We start from the raw sequence: 16,731 nt of genomic DNA on the forward strand, positions 1-16,731 counted from the left end.
GGCGCGATCAGATGCGGAGAGAGCGGGCGCGATCCGATATCGCCGGTGCGATCAGATGTCGAGGAAGCGTACGTCCTTGGCGTTGCGCTGGATGAAGGAGCGCCGAGCCTCGACGTCCTCACCCATCAGGACGGAGAAGAGAGCGTCGGCGACGGCCGCGTCGTCCAGGGTGACCTGGCCCAGGACGCGGTGCTCCTGGTCCATGGTCGTGATCCGCAGCTCCTCGGCGTTCATCTCGCCCAGCCCCTTGAACCGCTGGAGGGAGTCGTCCCTGACCCGGCGGCCGTCCCGCCGGCCCCGTTCCAGCAGTACGTCGCGTTCGCGGTCGGAGTAGGCGTACTCCACGTGCTCCCGGCCCCACTTGATCTTGTAGAGCGGGGGGCGGGAGAGGTAGACGTACCCCTGCTCGATCAGAGGCCGCAGGAAGCGGAACAGGAAGGTCAGCAGCAGGGTGTTGATGTGCTGGCCGTCGACGTCGGCGTCCGCCATCAAAATGATCTTGTGGTACCGGAGCTTCCCGATGTCGAAGTCCTCGTGCACGCCCGTGCCGAACGCGGAGATCATCGACTGGACCTCCTGGTTGTGCAGGATCTTGTCGATACGGGCCTTCTCGACATTGAGGATCTTGCCGCGGATGGGAAGGATCGCCTGGTAGCGCGGGTTGCGGCCGGACTTGGCCGAGCCACCGGCGGAGTCGCCCTCGACGATGAAGATCTCGCTCTTCGCCGGATCGCTGGACTGGCAGTCGGACAGCTTGCCCGGCAGGGCCGCCGACTCCAGCAGGCCCTTGCGGCGGGTCAGGTCCCGGGCCTTGCGGGCCGCCAGCCGGGCGGTGGCCGCCCGCGTCGCCTTGCGGACGATGTCGGCCGCCTCATTGGGGTTGCTGTCGAACCAGTCCGTCAGGTGCTCGTGCACGACCTTCTGTACGAACGTCCTGGCCTCGCCGTTGCCCAGCTTGGTCTTGGTCTGGCCCTCGAACTGCGGCTCCCCCAGCTTGACCGAGACGATCGCCGTCAGACCCTCGCGGATGTCCTCACCCGTGAGGTTGCCGTCCTTCTCGCGCAGCAGCTTCTTCTCACGCGCGTACCGGTTGACGACCGTGGTCAGCGCCGTGCGGAAGCCCTCCTCGTGGGTGCCGCCCTCGTGCGTGTGGATGGTGTTGGCGTAGGAGTAGACGCTGTCGGCGAACTGACTGTTCCATTGCAGCGCGGCCTCCACCGACAGCAGCCGCCCGGCGTCCTCGGCGGCGATGGAGACGACGGAGGGATGGACCGACTCGCCTTTGCGGGCATTGAGATGGACGACGAAGTCGGCGATGCCGCCGTCGTAGCGGTAGGAGACCGTCTTCGCGGGCTGCTTCCCGGCGGTGTCCGAACCCGCCTCGTCGGCCGAGGCCGTCGCGCGGGCCGAGGCACGCTCATCGGTGAGGGTGAGGGTCAGCCCCCGGTTGAGGAAGGCCATCTCCTGGAGCCGCCTGGCCAGCGTCTCGAAGGAGTACGCGGTGGTCTCGAAGATGCCGCCGTCGGCCCAGAACGTCAGGGACGTACCCGTCTTCGAGGTGGCCTCGTGGCGGGCCGGCGGCGCTGTGGGCGCTCCGCCCTTGTACTCCTGGGTCCACCGGTGACCGTCGGTCCAGATCTCCACCGACAGCCTCGTCGACAGCGCGTTGACCACCGACAAGCCCACACCGTGCAGACCGCCGGAGACGGCGTACCCGCCGCCCCCGAACTTGCCGCCCGCGTGCAGCACGGTCAGGACGACCTCCACGGCCGGCTTGTTCTCCACCGGGTGCGTGCCCACCGGGATGCCGCGCCCGTTGTCGGTCACCCGCACGCCGCCGTCGGCCAGGATCGTCACGTCGATCCGGTCGGCCACCCCGGCCAGCGCCTCGTCGACGGAGTTGTCCACGATCTCCTGCACCAGATGGTGCAGCCCCCTCTCGCCCGTGGAGCCGATGTACATCCCTGGCCGCTTGCGTACCGCGTCCAGCCCGTCCAGGACGGTGATCGCGTGGGCGTCATACGCGGCAGACCCGGCATGGCCGTTCTGCTCGACGCCGGAACTCTCGGGGGTCGCTGGGGCGGTGGGAGCGCCGGAAGTAGTCACAAGGCTCTCTTTTCGGGCATGGCGAACCGCGCTGCCGCGCGCCACGGCGCGAGAGCGGTTGGATCGCTGGACGGAAAACGTGTCGCGGGCAGGCCGAAGAGGACCCTCCGGGCCCGCGGATCCCGGCGCCGGGAGGGCGACGGGGCGCTTCTCAGATTACCGAAGGTCCCACGCGGACCCAGGGCGAGAAGCCCCGTAGACGCCCCTCTCGTCGCCTCCGATCCCGTCAGCCAATCCCCCCTGCCCGATCGGCGGGAAAATCCAGGAGGATGACACACAGAGGGTTTCCGGGCGCTTCAACGCGTCGGGTTACAAGGGCTTTTTCGCCGGTGTGACAGCGCGTGAGGGAACGAGGGACAGAGCGGCGGGGGTGGGGGCGGAGGCGCTCACATGGCGGCTCCTGGTCCTAGGACCGGGCTGGTCCCCTGGCCCGATGCGGGCGCGGGCCGCCGGGGGCTAGCGTCTTCTCCGTGCACCAAACGCCCCCTGACACCCGTACCGAAGCCGTCGACGCCATCCCTCATCCTGAGGGGGTGAGCAACGAAGAGTTCCGCGCCGCCCTCGCCCGGCTGGCCGCGGGTGTGGTGCTGGTGACGGCGCACGAGCCTCCTTTGAGCGCCACCGGACCGCGCGGCGAGGACGCCGGGATGACGGCGACCGCCTTCATGTCGGTCTCGCTGGACCCGCCGCTGGTGCTGGTCAGCGTGCGCAACGGCTCCCGCATGGACGACCTGCTCGCCGAACAGCCGCTGTGGGCGGCCTCCTTGCTCTCCGAGAGCCAGCGGCATGTCGCGGGCCGGTTCGCGATGAAGGGCCGGATCAGTGACCGGCTGCTGTTCGAGGACGTCCCGTACCGCCGGGGAGAGGTGAGCGGCGCGCTGCTGATCGGGGGGTCGCTGGCGTTGCTGGAGTGCCGTACGGAACAGCGGATCGAGGCGGGCGACCACACGCTGGTCATCGGCCGGGTGCTGACGGCGGAGCTGCCGAGCGCGGACGGCGGGCCGCTGATGTATTTCAAGGGGCGCTACCGGCAGTTGGGTTCGTAGGATCGGCGGATGACGTCGCTGAACCCACCTCTGCCCCCACGGCTGCAACCCCTGCTCGATCAGTTCGACTTCGCGCGGACGCGGCTCGCCGACCGTCTGGCGGGCCCTGTCATGGACAGCGGCAACGGCACGGACGTCGATGTCGTCCCGATGACCGACGAGGAGTATCTCTGGGAGCCGGTGGCCGGCTGCTGGTCGGTCCGCCGCCGTGCGGACGGCCCGGGGCCCGGGGCGACGCTGCTGACCGGCGCGGGTGACTGGGGACGCGACTCCGCGCCCGCGCCGCACCCCTCGCCGCCGCCGTTCACCACCATCGCGTGGCGGTTGAGCCACCTCAGCGAACTGCTGGCCCTCCGCGCCGACCACACGACCGGAACCCACACCCTGACCCGGGACGACTACCGGGTGAGCGGGGACGCCGCGGGGGCGATGGCCGCCTTCGACGCGGGAGCCACGGCGTGGCGGGAGGCGCTGCTCGCCACGGACGAGACCGCGCTCGACACGGTGGGACGCAGTACGTACCCGCACGGCAGCGATCCGGAGGACCCCTTCGTCGACATCGTGTGGTGGGTCAACCAGGAACTGCTGCACCACGGGGCCGAGATCGCCCTGATACGGGACCTCTACCGCCACCGGTGAAGGACGGGACGCCGGACGTACTCGTCCTGGGGCTGGGGCTGGGCCTGTGCCTGGACCAGGGCCTGGGGCTGGACCAGGGCCTGTGCCTGTGCCTGGGGCCTAGGTCCAGCCGCGGCCGGTACGGCCACGCTTCGTCTCGGCGCGCTGCTTCTTCTCGCGCAGCCGGCGTTCGTTGATCCCGCGCGGGATCTTCGTCTTACGGCGCGGGCGCGGTGGCGGAGCGGTCGCCTCCGCCAGCAGGGAGGCGAGCCGTACGGCCGCGGTCTCGCGGTTGCGCCACTGAGAGCGGTGCTCCGACGCGCGTACGGTGATCACGCCGTCCACGAGCCGGTCGGCGAGCCGCTCCAGCGCGCGTTCCTTCCAGACCGGCGGCAGCGCTTCCGTCTTCGCGAGATCGAAGCGCAGTTCCGCCTTTGAGTCACTCGTGTTGACGTGCTGTCCGCCGGGCCCGGAGGACCTTGAGAAACGCCACATCAGTTCGGCCTCCGGCAGGGAGACCGAACCGCGGATGACATGAGCGGGTCCGGACATGCCCCCATGGTCCCGTGTCCTGCCCGATTCCGTCACCCTCTTTTCCCGGCGTTCCCGGCGGAAAGCGGCGGGGAGCGGGACGAGGAGCGACGGGGAGCGGCGGGGGAGCGACGCAGGTAAAGAAAGCAAAGAGGTGAGGAACCTCCCGGGCCTCTGCCTTCGTTATGCCGGGTGACGGTAGCTTCGGGACCACTCGAAGCCCGCACACGACAACGAAAGGGACATCCCCATGGCTGTAAGCCTGTCCAAGGGCGGCAACGTCTCGCTCACCAAGGAGGCACCGGGCCTGACAGCCGTCACGGTCGGCCTCGGCTGGGACGTCCGTACCACCACCGGCACCGACTTCGACCTCGACGCCTCGGCGATCGCGGTCAACGGAGGCGGAAAGGTCGTCTCCGACGGCCACTTCGTCTTCTTCAACAACAAGTCGACGCCGGACCAGACGATCGTCCACACGGGTGACAACCGCACGGGCGAGGGCGAGGGCGACGACGAGGCGATCAACGTCAACCTGGCGGGCCTGCCGGCCGACGTCGAAAAGATCGTCTTCCCGGTCTCGATCTACGACGCCGAGTCCCGCAGCCAGAACTTCGGCCAGGTGCGGAACGCGTACATCCGCATCGTCAACCAGGCCGGCGGCACCGAGATCGCCCGCTACGACCTGAGCGAGGACGCCGCCACCGAGACCGCGATGGTCTTCGGCGAGCTGTACCGCAACGGCGCGGAGTGGAAGTTCCGCGCGGTCGGCCAGGGCTACGCCTCGGGTCTCGTGGGCATCGCCACGGACTTCGGCGTCAACCTCTGACCCGAACCGCCGCGCGCGGAGCGACGCGAAACGAGTGGGCCCCGGCTCCGGCCGGGGCCCACCCGTCTGCGCGGACGCGCACCGGGGACAGTCGGGGCGCCCCGGGACGTGTGATGTCGGGCGGGGGCCGCCCCGACTACCCCTCGCCCCTCACCCCCACCCGCACCCCCACCCTCACCCTCACCCGCTACTCCAGCGACGGCTTGTCCTCCCCGTACAGCCAGGTGTCCCACAGGTCTCCGAGGTCGCGGCCCGACTCCCGCTCCACGTACGTCGTGAAGTCGTGGGTGTCCGCGTTGCCGTGACGGTGCGTCCGGGCCCAGCCGCGCACGAGACGGAAGAAGGCGGCGTCGCCCACGGTCTCCCGTACGCGCTGGAGCACCATGGCGCCGCGTCCGTACACCGGCGGGTCGGAGATGTTCACCGCGGAGGGCGGGCGCGCCGGCGGGAAGGCCCAGTTCGCGTCGGCGTCGTACGCGTCGGCGAAGCTCTGGCGGACCGGTACGCGCTCGGTGTGTTCCGTCCAGAGCCACTCCGTGTACTCCGCGAAGCCCTCGCTGAGCCACATGTCCTGCCACGACTTGGGGGTCACGGAGTTGCCGAACCACTGGTGGGCCATCTCGTGGACCAGCGTCGCGACGCTGGTGGGGCCGGGGAGGAACGGCCTGTTCTGGGTCTCCAGGGCGTACCCGGAGTCGCCCGGCCGCCCGATCACCACACCGGTCGAGGAGAAGGGATACGGCCCGAAGGTCTTCTCCTGCCATTTCACGATCGCGGGCAGCTCCTTGAGGAGCCGCGCGCCGCTGCGGGCGGCGGTCGGGTCGACCGCCGTGAAGACGGGCACCGTCCCCTTCGTCCCGTCGGTCCGACGCGTCTCGTACGGGCCGATGGCGACCATGGCCACATAGCTCGCCATCGGCTCCGCCGCATGCCAGTCGAAGGACGTGTGCCCGTCCGCCGTGCGCTCATCGCGCAGTTCACCGTTGGAGACGGCCTTCAGCCCCTCGGGGACGGTGATCCGGATGTCGTAGGACGCCTTGTCGCTCGGGTGGTGGTTGCCCGGGAACCACGCCATCGATCCGGTCGGCTCCCCCAGCCCGACCGCGCGCTCCCCGGACCGCAGCCAGCCCTCCTCCGAGGTGTCGGGGTCGGTGATGCGGCGGGGTGCGCCGGAGTAGCGGACGACCGTACGGAAGGTGGCGCCCCGGCGGAGGTCGTCGCCGGGGCGCAGCGTCAGCTCCGTACCGGCGTGGTGGAACGCGGCCTTCTCGCCGTCGACGGTCACGGAGTCCACCGTCAGCCCGTCGAGATCGAGGTTGAAGGCGCTGAGGTCCTGCGTGGCGCGGGCGGTGATCTCGGCGGTGCCCTTGAGCCGGCCGGATTCCGGCGCGTAGTCGAGGGTCAGGCCGTAGTGCTGGACGTCGTACCCGCCGTTGCCGATCCGCGGGAAGTAGGGATCGCGCAGACTCGCGGCGCCCGGCCTGCCGTGCACGCCGCCGCCCGGCACACAGCCGCCGAGGACGAGGGCAAGGGCAGTGGTGAGGGAGAGAGCGACAGGGAGTACGGGGGCGGAGGCGGGGCGGAGTGCCGGACGCGGGTACACCCGGTGATCGTAGGCCGGGTGGCGTTGACGCGCCGGTCGACGGGGACTCGCCGGGTCACCGGGGCACGGGCGTCGGGCCTCGGGCCTCGGGCGTCGGACGTCGGGGAACCGGGTCGCCGGGCATCGGGGCATGGGGACACCAGGTCACCGGGCGCCGGAGCGTCGAGGCACCGGCGCCAGGGCACCAGGTCACCGCGACGCCAGGCGCCGGGACGTGAGGCTCCGCGACACCGAGGCACCGCGACACCGAGGCACCGAGGCACCGCGACGCCAGGTGTCGCGACACCGGAGCACCGGAGCACAGAGGCATCCGCCCCGCGCTCGGCCACCCCCACGAGCCCGCCGGACCGGCCGTGACACCATCGGGCCCGTGCTCGACATCGGCTACTCCCTCTCCCGTCGCTTTCCCGATCCCCCGCAGACCGACTACCGCCTCGCGGATGTCCGGGCGCTGCGGCACGACCTGTTCTGCGGGGACGTCTATCTCGCGGACACCCACGCGGACCGCGAGGTGTCCACCGCCTGGGGATGGGTACCGGTGCTCGACTTCGCCTGGGCGCTGTGCGACATCGTGGAGCAGCTCGACCGCGATCCGCGCGGCAGCCGCGCGGCCAAGCCGCAGTACGCCGAGCTGGACTTCACCGAGTCCGCCGACCGCATGCTCTTCCAGCGGCGCTTCGGCTGGGTCGATGTGGAAGCCGACTGGATGCCAGGCGACGAGCCGCCGCTCACCTTCAGCCACCGTCTGCTGCGCCGTGAGGCACGTGACTTCCTGCACGATCTGATCGCGGATCTCGCCGACATGCACGAGGGCCTGGCCGACAACCCGATCGTCTGGGATCTCCAGTCCCGCTTCCCCCGCAGCTGACCGGTCCAGCCAGCGGCCCAAGCCAAGGACCAGGCAGCGGCCCAGGCGGAGGACCAGCCGCCGACCCGGCGAAGCCCCAGATCAGGGCCGGGTACGGGCACGGGACACCGCGCAGGCCGACGATGCCGGCCGTGGCCACCGCATCACCCCCACACCGCGGTCACACACCCCACTCAACGAATTTCAGATCGGCAGGCGTACATCCCCCGGCACCGGGCAGACGAGGTCCTGCCGGGGCACTGCCGGGAATCGGGCGACCGCTTCCTCCCCCCACAGAAGGCGTGCCTCTGGAGCACCACGAAGGCCCCGACCCATCCCCCCAGGTCGGGGCCTTCGAAGGACGGGGCGGGTCCTCATCAGTCCTCCACCCGCACCCCGATCTGCGCCGCGAACGCCGGTGCCAGGTGCAGCAGTTGAGCCGAACTGATGACCGCCCCCGCCAGCCGGTCCATGCCCCGCGCGATATCCAGCTCGGCGACCGTCCGCAGATCGACGTCCTTCATCCGGGCACCGCTCAGATCGGCCCGCCTGAGCACGCAGTCCCGGAACTCGACCCGTACCAACTCCGCTCCCCCGAAGTCCGGTTCGGACAGGACCACGCCCTCGAACACCACGTCCTTGAGCCGGGCCTTCCGGAAGTTCAGATAGTCGATCTTCCCGCCCCGGATCAGCACCCGCTCCAGCACGGCGCCATGCAGCTGCGTCCCGCCCAGCCGCGCGTCCACCACCTCCACATCGCGCAGCGACGCCCCGGCCAGATCCGTGCCCACGCCCCGGACACCGCTCAGTACGGAGTCGATGAACCGCGCCCGCCCCAGCGCCGTCTCGTCCAGTACGCAGTCCCGCAACGCGCAGTCGATGAACCGCGAGCCGGGTCCCTCCTGTCCCGACAGGTCGAGATCCTTGAACTCCAGCCCGTCGTAATCGCCGTCCGGGTCGAGCCCGCCGCCGTACGGACTCAGCGGCGGCAGCCGTACCTCTGCCCGCCGCGCCGCCGGGACCCCGCCCGCCCCGCCCGCGCCGCTCTTCGTTGTCTTCCGTGCCATGCCCCCATGGTGACGTACACCACTGACAACGCGGCGATGTCACATCCGGCTGTCCAGTTCCCGTCACAGGGGTGAGAGCGAGCGAAGGAGAGAGACAGACCATGAATCCCAGCCATCGCGTCACCGTCATCGGCGGTGGCTTCGCCGGGCTCACCGCCGCCATCAGCGCCGCCGAGTCGGGCGCCGCCGTCACCCTGTACGAGGCCCACCGCACCCTCGGCGGCCGGGGCCGCACCGCTCAGGGCCCGTACGCGGCCAACGACGGGCCGCACGCCCTCTACAGCCGCGGGCCGCACTGGGCCTGGCTGCGCCGGCGCGGTCTGCTCGGTCCGATGGTGTCCGCGCCCCTGCGCGAGGGCCACCGCTTCCGCTTCCACCGGGCCGGGGCACTGCGCAGGACCCCGCCCCTCGGGGTGTTCACCCTCGCCCGCCGCAAGGCCGAAACCGCCCCGGTGGACACCGACTTCATGACCTGGGCCACGGGACTGGCCGGCGCCGCCACCGCACGCGCCGCCGCGCACTTCGCCGCCGTCGCCCTCTTCCACCACGACCCCGGCGCGCTCTCCGCCGCCTTCGTCCAGGAACGGCTGCGGCGCGCCACCGCCCTGCCGCCCGAGGCCCGCTATCCGGTCGGCGGCTGGGGCAGGTTGACCGACCGGATGGCCGCGCACGCCCGGAGTCTGGGCGTACGGATCGAGACCGGCGTACGGATCGACAGCCTCCCCGAGCACACCCCCGTGATCGTCGCGACCTCCCTGGAAGCGGCCCGCCGCCTGCTCAAGGACGACAGCCTGCGCTGGACCGGCGGTCGTACCGCCCTGCTGGACCTCGCGCTGCGTACGCGCAAGGGCGACCCGTTCATCGTCTCGGACCTCGACGCGCCCGGCTGGCTCGAACGGTTCACGGCGCAGGATCCGTCCCTCGCCCCGGCCGGTGAGCACCTGCTCCAGGGCCACTTCCCCGTCGGCCCCGACGCGTCCAAGGCCGAGGGCATCGCCCGCGCCGAAACCCTGCTGGACCTGGGGTTTCCCGGCTGGCGCGACCGTACCGCCTGGCGGCGCGAGTCCCTCGCGACGGGCCGTACCGGAGCCGTCGACCCGCCGGGCACCACCTGGCGGGACCGGCCCCGTATCGACCGGGGTCAGGGCGTCTTCCTCGCGGGTGACGAGGTCGCCGCGCCCGGGGTGCTCACGGAGGTCTCGTTCAACAGCGGGATCGGCGCGGCGGCGCTGGCCGTCCAGCAGCTCTCGGCCCTCAACCAGCGCAGCTCCGACGCCGCTTGACCGCTCGGCGGCTCGGCGGCTCGGCGGCTCGGCGGCTCGGCGGCTCGGCGGCTCGCACGCACGGCCGTTTGCCCACCGGACCGCCGTGGCGCCGGACCGCCGTGCCGCTGTACCGCTGTACCGCTTGACCTCAACCAAGCTTGAGGTCATTGGCTGTTCCCCGTACGCCGGACACCTTCGTACGCCGGACCACCCTTGGGAGCCCGCCATGCACGCCATCCGCCTCCACGCCTTCGGCCCCGCCGAGAACCTCGTCCACGAGCGGACCGACGACCCCGTACCCGGCCCCGGCCAGGTCCGGATCGCCGTCGCCGCGGCCGGGGTCCATCTCCTCGACACCGCCCTGCGCGAGGGCATGCGGGGCCCGTACCCCGCCCCCACCGAACTGCCCACCATCCCCGGCCGCGAGGTGGCCGGTACGGTCGAGTCGCTCGGCGAGGGCGTGGACACGGGCTGGCTCGGCAAGCGGGTCGTCGCCCATCTCGGGATGGCCCCGGGCGGTTACGCGGAGCTGGCCGTCACCGACACGGCACGGCTCCACGCGATCCCGGCCGGGCTCGACGAGGCCGAGGCCGTCGCCATGATCGGCACGGGCCGTACGACCATGGGCATCCTCCAGTTCACGGATCTCGGCCCCGACGACATCGCCCTCGTACCGGCGGCGGCCGGCGGCATCGGCACGCTCCTCGTTCAGTACGCGAAGAACGCCGGCGCCACCGTCATCGGACTGGCGGGCGGCGCGGCCAAGGTCACGCGGGTCGCGGCGAACGGCGCCGATCTCGCCGTCGACTACACCCTGCCGGACTGGCCCGAGCAGGTCCGGGCCCACCTGCGCGACCGGCTGGGCGACCGGCGCGCGACCGTCGTCTTCGACTCCGTCGGCGGAGCGATCGGGCTCGCCGCCGTCGGCCTCCTCGGCAAGGGCGGCAAACACATCGTCTTCGGCTGGTCGAGCGAGGGGCTGCACGACGGGGAGCCACTGACCTTCACCGACGAGGAACTGGCGGAGCGCGGCATCACCTCCGAGTCCGTCCTCGGGCCGGTGATGATCGCCAAGGCGGGCGGCGACATCCGCGCGCTCGAAGAGCGGTCACTCGCCGAGGCCGCCGCGGGACGGCTGCGCCCCGCCGTACAGCGCTTCCCGCTGGCGGACGCGGCCAGGGCACACCGCGCGCTGGAGACCCGCGGAACGATGGGGAAGGTCGTCCTGGAGCCGTAAGCGGCCGTCCGGAAGGGGGGAAGACCCCGTACCGGCGCCGGGACGGGGGTCCAGCGCCGGTACGGCACCCCTCGCACTCCATTCGCGCGCACTTTCCTGCGCACTCCTTTCGCGTCACCTGAAGGGGGAAGGGTCGCGAGAAGCGAAGAGCACCGATTCGTGGTGTCCTGTGCAGAGGTTTGACGACGCGATGCGAGGGGCGATCCGGCGGAGATCCACGGTGAGGGCAGTGAGAGCTGTGCGTGCCGGTGCGAGCTGTGAGGGCGGTGAGGGACGATCCCGATGAGTGACCCGCCGGCATCCGGCGCACAGCCACCCCGACAGCCAACCCCGCCACCCCCGCCGCCCCCACCGCCCCCCGGCCCGCTGCCCGGCGCCGTGGTCGACCCCCACCGCTGGTGGGCCCTGGCCGTCATCGCGACGGCGCAGCTCATGGTCGTGCTCGACGCCACCATCGTGAACATCGCCCTGCCCTCCGCCCAGCGCGATCTCGGCCTCACCAACGGCAGCCGGCAGTGGGTGATCACCGCCTACACCCTCGCCTTCGGCGGACTCCTGCTGCTCGGTGGCCGGATCGCCGACCTCGTCGGCCGCAAACGCACCTTCATCGTCGGGCTGGTCGGCTTCGCCGCGGCTTCCGCGATCGGCGGCGCGTCCACCGGCCCCGAGATGCTCTTCGCCGCCCGCGCGCTCCAGGGCGTCTTCGCGGCGCTCCTCGCGCCGTCCGCGCTCTCCCTGCTCACCACCACCTTCACCGGTGGCACCGAGCGGGCCAAGGCGTTCGGGATCTTCAGCGCCATCGCGGGCGCGGGCTCCGCCATCGGACTGCTCGTCGGCGGCGTGCTCACCGAGTTCCTCAGCTGGCGCTGGTGCCTCTACGTCAACGTCCCGATCGCCGTGATCGCCGTCGTCGGCGCGCTCACCCTCCTCGGCGACCGGGCGGGCACCCGGGGAGCGCACCTCGACCTCCCCGGTGTCGTCCTCGGCTGCGGCGGGCTCGTCGCCCTCGTCTACGGGCTCAGCGAGGCCGAGACCGACGGCTGGACCGCCCCGCTCGTCCTCGGTCTGCTCCTCGGGGGCGTCGCGCTGCTCGGCGTCTTCACGTGGTGGCAGACCCGCTCCCCCGGCCCGCTGCTGCCCCCGCACATCATCCGCGACCGCAACCGCGGCGGCTCGGTGCTCACCATGTGCCTGACGACCATCGGGCTGTTCGGGGCGTTCCTGTTCATGACGTACTTCTTTCAGAACATCCTCGGCTACTCACCGCTCAGAACCGGTCTCGCCTTCCTGCCGCTGACCGTCGCGATCGTCGTCGGATCCACCCAGATCTCCGCCCGGCTGCTGCCTTCCGTACCGCCGCGGCTGCTGCTGGGGCCGGGGCTGCTGCTCGCCGCCGGCGGGCTGTACACGCTGACGTTCATCGACACCCACTCCAGCTACCCCACCCACATCCTGCCCGGCACGCTGCTGCTCGGGCTGGGTCTGGGGCTGACGTTCATGCCCGCGATCTCCACCGCCACCACGGGCGTCGCGCCGAAGGACGCCGGGGTCAGCTCCGCCACCGTCAACACGGCTCAGCAGATCGGGGGTTCCATCGGTACGGCGCTGCTCAACACCCTCGCGACGACCGCCACGGCGACGTACCTGACGGGGCATCTCGCGGCGGCGGAGCGGCAGGCGGCGCCGGAGGGAGGGCTCACGCCCGCGCAGAGGGCCGACATCGTGAACACCGGCACCGTCCACGGCTTCACCGTCGCCATGGCCTGGGCGGCCATCATCCTGCTGGTGGCGGCGGTGATCGCCGTGCTGCTCGTCAACGGCGGTTCGCCGCGCAGCAGGGAGGCGGCGGCCGAGGCGGCACCGGCCGCCTGACCGACGCCCCCATACGCAACGGACACCCCCGTGCCCCCGTACGGAAACCGTCGCCCCCGTACCTCGTCACGCACGCCCGTACTCGTCACTCATACGACTACCGGGCCGACGCCCCCAGCGCGCCGAGCGCCTCGTCCGTCAGCCGGAACACCGTCCACTCGTCCTGCGGCGCCGCGCCCAGCGACCGGTAGAACGCGATCGACGGCTCGTTCCAGTCCAGGACCGACCACTCCAGCCGCTCATACCCGCGCTCCACACAGATCCGCGCCAGCTCGGTCAGCAGCGCCTTGCCGTGCCCGCCGCCGCGCCGGTCGGGGCGTACGTACAGATCCTCCAGGTAGATTCCGCGGACGCCACGCCACGTGGAGAAATTGAAGAACCAGAGCGCGAACCCGGCCGGCTCCCCGTCCTCCGTCTCCGCGATGTGCGCGTACGCGGCGGGCCGCTCCCCGAACAGCGCCTCGCGCAGCTGCTCCTCGGTCGCGCGCGCCTCGTCCAGGGCCTTCTCATACTCCGCCAGCTCACGGATCATCGCGTGGATCACCGGAACGTCAGCGGGTGTGGCGGTACGAATCATGGCTCCAGACTCCCCTGCCGCCCGGCCGTCGCGCCAATCGCCGTGACCGTCATCGCGCCAGCAGCGACCGGGCGACCGACATCTGGTCCGGTTGCAGCGCGCGCTCCCCGTCCGCCACATGCCACAGGCTGTTCTGGAGCACCCGCCCCAGCGTCCAGGCCCGCGCCCGCTCCCGGTCCAGGCCCAGCACGTCCGTCATCAGGTCGAAGCGCCACAGCGTCTCCGTCGCGTCGAACCGGTTGTCGAGGGCCGGCATCAGCTCGAACCCCGGGTCGCCCGCCAATGGCTTCGGGTCGATCGCCAGCCATGGATCCCGGAGGTCGCCGGGGTGGGACGCGAGCACGTTCTCGTAGTGCAGATCCCAGTGCAGCAGCCGGTCCCCGGGCTCGCCCGCCACCTCGCGCACCGCCGCCGCGCAGTCGCGCAGCAGCCGCCGCTCGCCCTCGTCCGGCAGCGACCGCGACTCCACCGGTACGTCGTCGAGCATGCGCGCGGCGATGTCCCCCAGGGTGCGCATCCCGGCCGGGGCCGGCACCGCCGTCAGCCGCGCCAGCAACTCCGCGATGATCCGGACCGCCTCGCGCGAGTCCACCACGCCCAGGTCCCGGGTCGCGAGCCGCTCCAGCAGCAGCGTGCCCGTCTCGTCGTCGTACTCCAGCAGCCGTACGGCACCGTCGCCGTCCCACACACGCAGCGCCACCGGCTCCCCGGCCGACTCCTCGTCCAGATGCTGGAGCTTCAGCACGGCGGGCGTACCGTCCGCCCGCTCCACCGGCAGCACCAGCGCGCACATGCCGTACATCGAAGGGCCGGTACGGCGCAGCTTCCACCGCTCCAGGAAATCGGCCGCCCTGCCCGGCAGCGCCGCGATGAAGGCGCGGCCGGCCTCGCCCAGGATCTTCGACTGTGTTTCCACCAGCTCCACCGGGATGTCAATCACGTCACCGATCCTACGGTCGTGGGTGAATCGGCCCATGCGCCGTTTCCTCCGCCAGGCACGCCAGGCTCGCCGGGCACCCCAGGCACCCCGGGCCCGCCGGGCCACCCGGACCACCCGGGCCCGCCAGGTCCGCCGCGCGGTCCGCGCCGGGACCGTCTGGATCACGAGCGCCCCCGGCACCTATCTCTGGCTGGCGGCCCTCTTCGTCACCACCGTCGCCCTCCACCGCATGTCACCGGGGTTCGAGGAGGACTTCCTGCGCCGGCGCTCCACCAACATCCACGAGCTGTCCACCGACCCGGTCCGGGTGCTCATCGCCAGCGCCTTCTACATCGACGGCGGCGCGTGGGCCCCGTACGCCGTGCTCTACACGGTCTTCCACGCACCGGCGGAACACTGGCTCGGCACCGCGCGCTGGCTGGCCGTCGTCGCCCTCGCGCACGTCGGCGCCACGCTGATCAGCGAAGGCGTCCTGAGCTGGGCCGTCCGGCACGGCCACGCCCCGCAGTCCGCCGTCAACACGCTCGATATCGGGGTCAGTTACGCGCTCGCCGGCGTCATCGCCGTCCTGACGTACCGCGTGCCGAAGCCCTGGCATCTGCCCTACCTCGGCGCCGTCCTCATCTTCTTCGGCACCCCCCTGATCGCCGAGCGCAGCTTCACCGACCTCGGCCACTTCGCCGCCGTGCTGATCGGCCTCGCCTGCTACCCGCTCACGCGGGGCCGCGGACGCCCCCGGAACCTGGACAGACATACGGACAACGGTGTACGAACACCCTCATGACCAGCGCGAACAACGGCGGCACCCGCAACGGCGGTATCTCCTTCTGGTACGCGCGGGACGGCATCCCCGCTCCCCGCGAGCCACTGCCGGGCGACGCGACCGCCGATGTCTGCATCGTCGGCGGCGGCTATACCGGCCTGTGGACGGCGTACTACCTCAAGAAGGCGGTCCCGTTCCTCACCATCACCGTCCTGGAAGGCAAGTTCTGCGGCTACGGAGCCTCCGGCCGCAACGGCGGCTGGCTCTACAACGGCGTCGCGGGCCGCGACCGCTACGCCCAGCTGCACGGCCACGAGTCCGCCGTCCGCCTCCAGCAGGCCATGAACGACACCGTCGCCGAGGTCATACGCGTGGCCGACGAGGAGCGGATCGACGCCGACATCCACCGGGGCGGCGTCCTCGAAGTCGCCCGTACGCCCGCCCAGCTCGCCCGCCTCAAGGCGTTCCACGCCGCCGAGATCGCCTTCGGCGAGCGCGACCGCACCCTCCACGGCGCCCGCGAGACCGCCGAACGCGTCCGGGTCGCCGGAGCCGTCGGCTCCAGCTGGACCCCGCACGGCGCCCGGCTGCACCCCGCCAAGCTGGTCAAGGGCCTCGCCGCGGCCGTCGAGGCGCTCGGTGTCACGATCCACGAGTCGACGCCGGTCACCGAGATCAAGCCGAAGCACGCCATCACCCCGTACGGCACGGTCCGCGCGCCCTACGTGCTGCGCTGCACCGAAGGCTTCACGGCGACCCTCAAGGGCGCCCGCCGCGCCTGGCTCCCGATGAACTCCTCGATGATCGCCACCGAACCGCTCCCCGCCGAGATCTGGGACACCATCGGCTGGGACGGCCGCGAAACCCTCGGCGACATGGCCCACACCTACATGTACGCGCAGCGCACCGCCGACGACCGCATCGCCCTCGGCGGTCGCGGCCACCCGTACCGCTACGGCTCGAAGGCGGCCCGCCTCGGCCACCCGTCCGGCACCGAGCCCGCCACCATCGAGGCACTCCGCGGCATCCTGACCGACTTCTTCCCCACCACCGCGGGCGTCCGTATCGACCACGCCTGGTCCGGCGTCCTCGGCGTCCCCCGCGACTGGTGCGCCACGGTCACGCTCGACCGCACCACCGGCCTGGGCTGGGCCGGCGGCTACGTGGGCTCCGGCGTGGCCACCACCAACCTCGCGGCCCGCACCCTCCGCGACCTGATCCAACAGGACTCCGGCCAGTCGGGCCCCACGGACCTGACCACGCTCCCCTGGGTCAACCACAAGGTCCGCCGATGGGAACCGGAACCCTTCCGCTGGCTGGGCGTCCACGGCATGTACGCGGCCTACCGCACGGCGGATCGCAGGGAATCCACGGCCTCCACCGCCGACACCCACCCCCTGGCCCGCACGGCCAACCGCGTCTCGGGCCGCTGA

15 protein-coding genes are annotated in these 16,731 nt (G+C 71.7%); 9 read left to right on the top strand and 6 right to left on the bottom strand.

What is annotated here, in order from left to right; genetic code table 11:
* Positions 1-51: 51 nt before the first annotated feature.
* Positions 52-2,106 (bottom strand): DNA topoisomerase (ATP-hydrolyzing) subunit B, encoded by a 2,055-nt coding sequence (gene gyrB, locus ACIOGX_RS20325; RefSeq protein ID WP_401914907.1) that lies wholly within the window; start codon positions 2,104-2,106, stop codon positions 52-54.
* A gap of 533 nt (positions 2,107-2,639) precedes the next feature.
* Here gyrB and ACIOGX_RS20330 point away from each other — a divergent pair.
* Both ACIOGX_RS20330 and ACIOGX_RS20335 read left to right on the top strand, forming a co-directional pair.
* Positions 2,640-3,152, top strand: a complete 513-nt coding sequence (locus ACIOGX_RS20330; protein ID WP_383962332.1) for a flavin reductase family protein — start codon at positions 2,640-2,642, stop codon at positions 3,150-3,152.
* Between the two features lie 9 nt (positions 3,153-3,161).
* A complete protein-coding gene (locus ACIOGX_RS20335; RefSeq protein WP_401914911.1) occupies positions 3,162-3,791 on the top strand; it encodes a DinB family protein in 630 nt (209 codons plus the stop codon).
* Between the two features lie 99 nt (positions 3,792-3,890).
* On the opposite strand, the gene arfB is transcribed toward ACIOGX_RS20335, so the two are convergent.
* Complete coding sequence (gene arfB / locus ACIOGX_RS20340) at positions 3,891-4,322, bottom strand: alternative ribosome rescue aminoacyl-tRNA hydrolase ArfB (RefSeq protein WP_129767119.1); 432 nt, start codon at positions 4,320-4,322, stop codon at positions 3,891-3,893.
* Positions 4,323-4,551: 229 nt separating this feature from the next.
* On the opposite strand from arfB, the gene ACIOGX_RS20345 reads away from it, so the two are divergent.
* Positions 4,552-5,127: a TerD family protein gene (locus ACIOGX_RS20345; RefSeq protein ID WP_129767120.1), complete on the top strand. Its 576-nt coding sequence runs from the start codon at positions 4,552-4,554 to the stop codon at positions 5,125-5,127.
* A gap of 187 nt (positions 5,128-5,314) precedes the next feature.
* On the opposite strand, the gene ACIOGX_RS20350 is transcribed toward ACIOGX_RS20345, so the two are convergent.
* Entirely contained in the window at positions 5,315-6,730 is a 1,416-nt protein-coding gene (locus ACIOGX_RS20350; protein WP_401914914.1) for a M1 family metallopeptidase, read from the bottom strand.
* 370 nt (positions 6,731-7,100) lie between these two features.
* On the opposite strand from ACIOGX_RS20350, the gene ACIOGX_RS20355 reads away from it, so the two are divergent.
* Positions 7,101-7,598: a hypothetical protein gene (locus tag ACIOGX_RS20355; protein WP_129767122.1), complete on the top strand. Its 498-nt coding sequence runs from the start codon at positions 7,101-7,103 to the stop codon at positions 7,596-7,598.
* Between the two features lie 356 nt (positions 7,599-7,954).
* Here the strand turns inward: ACIOGX_RS20355 and ACIOGX_RS20360 are convergent, their stop codons facing one another.
* Positions 7,955-8,644 carry a pentapeptide repeat-containing protein gene (locus tag ACIOGX_RS20360; RefSeq protein WP_401914917.1) on the bottom strand — a complete coding sequence of 230 codons (690 nt, stop codon included), beginning with the start codon at positions 8,642-8,644 and terminating at the stop codon, positions 7,955-7,957.
* Positions 8,645-8,745: 101 nt separating this feature from the next.
* On the opposite strand from ACIOGX_RS20360, the gene ACIOGX_RS20365 reads away from it, so the two are divergent.
* From ACIOGX_RS20365 to ACIOGX_RS20375, 3 genes are all read left to right on the top strand, one after another.
* Entirely contained in the window at positions 8,746-9,927 is a 1,182-nt protein-coding gene (locus ACIOGX_RS20365; protein ID WP_384771044.1) for an FAD-dependent oxidoreductase, read from the top strand.
* A 208-nt stretch (positions 9,928-10,135) separates the two neighbouring features.
* Entirely contained in the window at positions 10,136-11,146 is a 1,011-nt protein-coding gene (locus tag ACIOGX_RS20370; protein WP_401914920.1) for a zinc-binding dehydrogenase, read from the top strand.
* A 282-nt stretch (positions 11,147-11,428) separates the two neighbouring features.
* A complete protein-coding gene (locus tag ACIOGX_RS20375) occupies positions 11,429-13,018 on the top strand; it encodes an MFS transporter (RefSeq protein ID WP_401914923.1) in 1,590 nt (529 codons plus the stop codon).
* 97 nt (positions 13,019-13,115) lie between these two features.
* On the opposite strand, the gene ACIOGX_RS20380 is transcribed toward ACIOGX_RS20375, so the two are convergent.
* Positions 13,116-13,595 carry a GNAT family N-acetyltransferase gene (locus tag ACIOGX_RS20380; protein WP_356514924.1) on the bottom strand — a complete coding sequence of 160 codons (480 nt, stop codon included), beginning with the start codon at positions 13,593-13,595 and terminating at the stop codon, positions 13,116-13,118.
* 49 nt (positions 13,596-13,644) lie between these two features.
* Positions 13,645-14,571 carry an aminoglycoside phosphotransferase family protein gene (locus ACIOGX_RS20385; RefSeq protein WP_401914926.1) on the bottom strand — a complete coding sequence of 309 codons (927 nt, stop codon included), beginning with the start codon at positions 14,569-14,571 and terminating at the stop codon, positions 13,645-13,647.
* Here ACIOGX_RS20385 and ACIOGX_RS20390 point away from each other — a divergent pair.
* Together ACIOGX_RS20390 and ACIOGX_RS20395 are read left to right on the top strand one after the other, a co-directional pair.
* Entirely contained in the window at positions 14,570-15,319 is a 750-nt protein-coding gene (locus tag ACIOGX_RS20390) for a rhomboid-like protein (protein WP_401914929.1), read from the top strand. The two genes, ACIOGX_RS20385 and ACIOGX_RS20390, sit on opposite strands and share 2 nt — an antisense overlap.
* Positions 15,316-16,731: an NAD(P)/FAD-dependent oxidoreductase gene (locus ACIOGX_RS20395; RefSeq protein WP_401914931.1), complete on the top strand. Its 1,416-nt coding sequence runs from the start codon at positions 15,316-15,318 to the stop codon at positions 16,729-16,731. The genes ACIOGX_RS20390 and ACIOGX_RS20395 overlap by 4 nt, the downstream gene beginning before the upstream one ends.

It is taken from the genome of Streptomyces sp. NPDC088147 (assembly GCF_044741565.1).
Classification (GTDB): domain Bacteria; phylum Actinomycetota; class Actinomycetes; order Streptomycetales; family Streptomycetaceae; genus Streptomyces.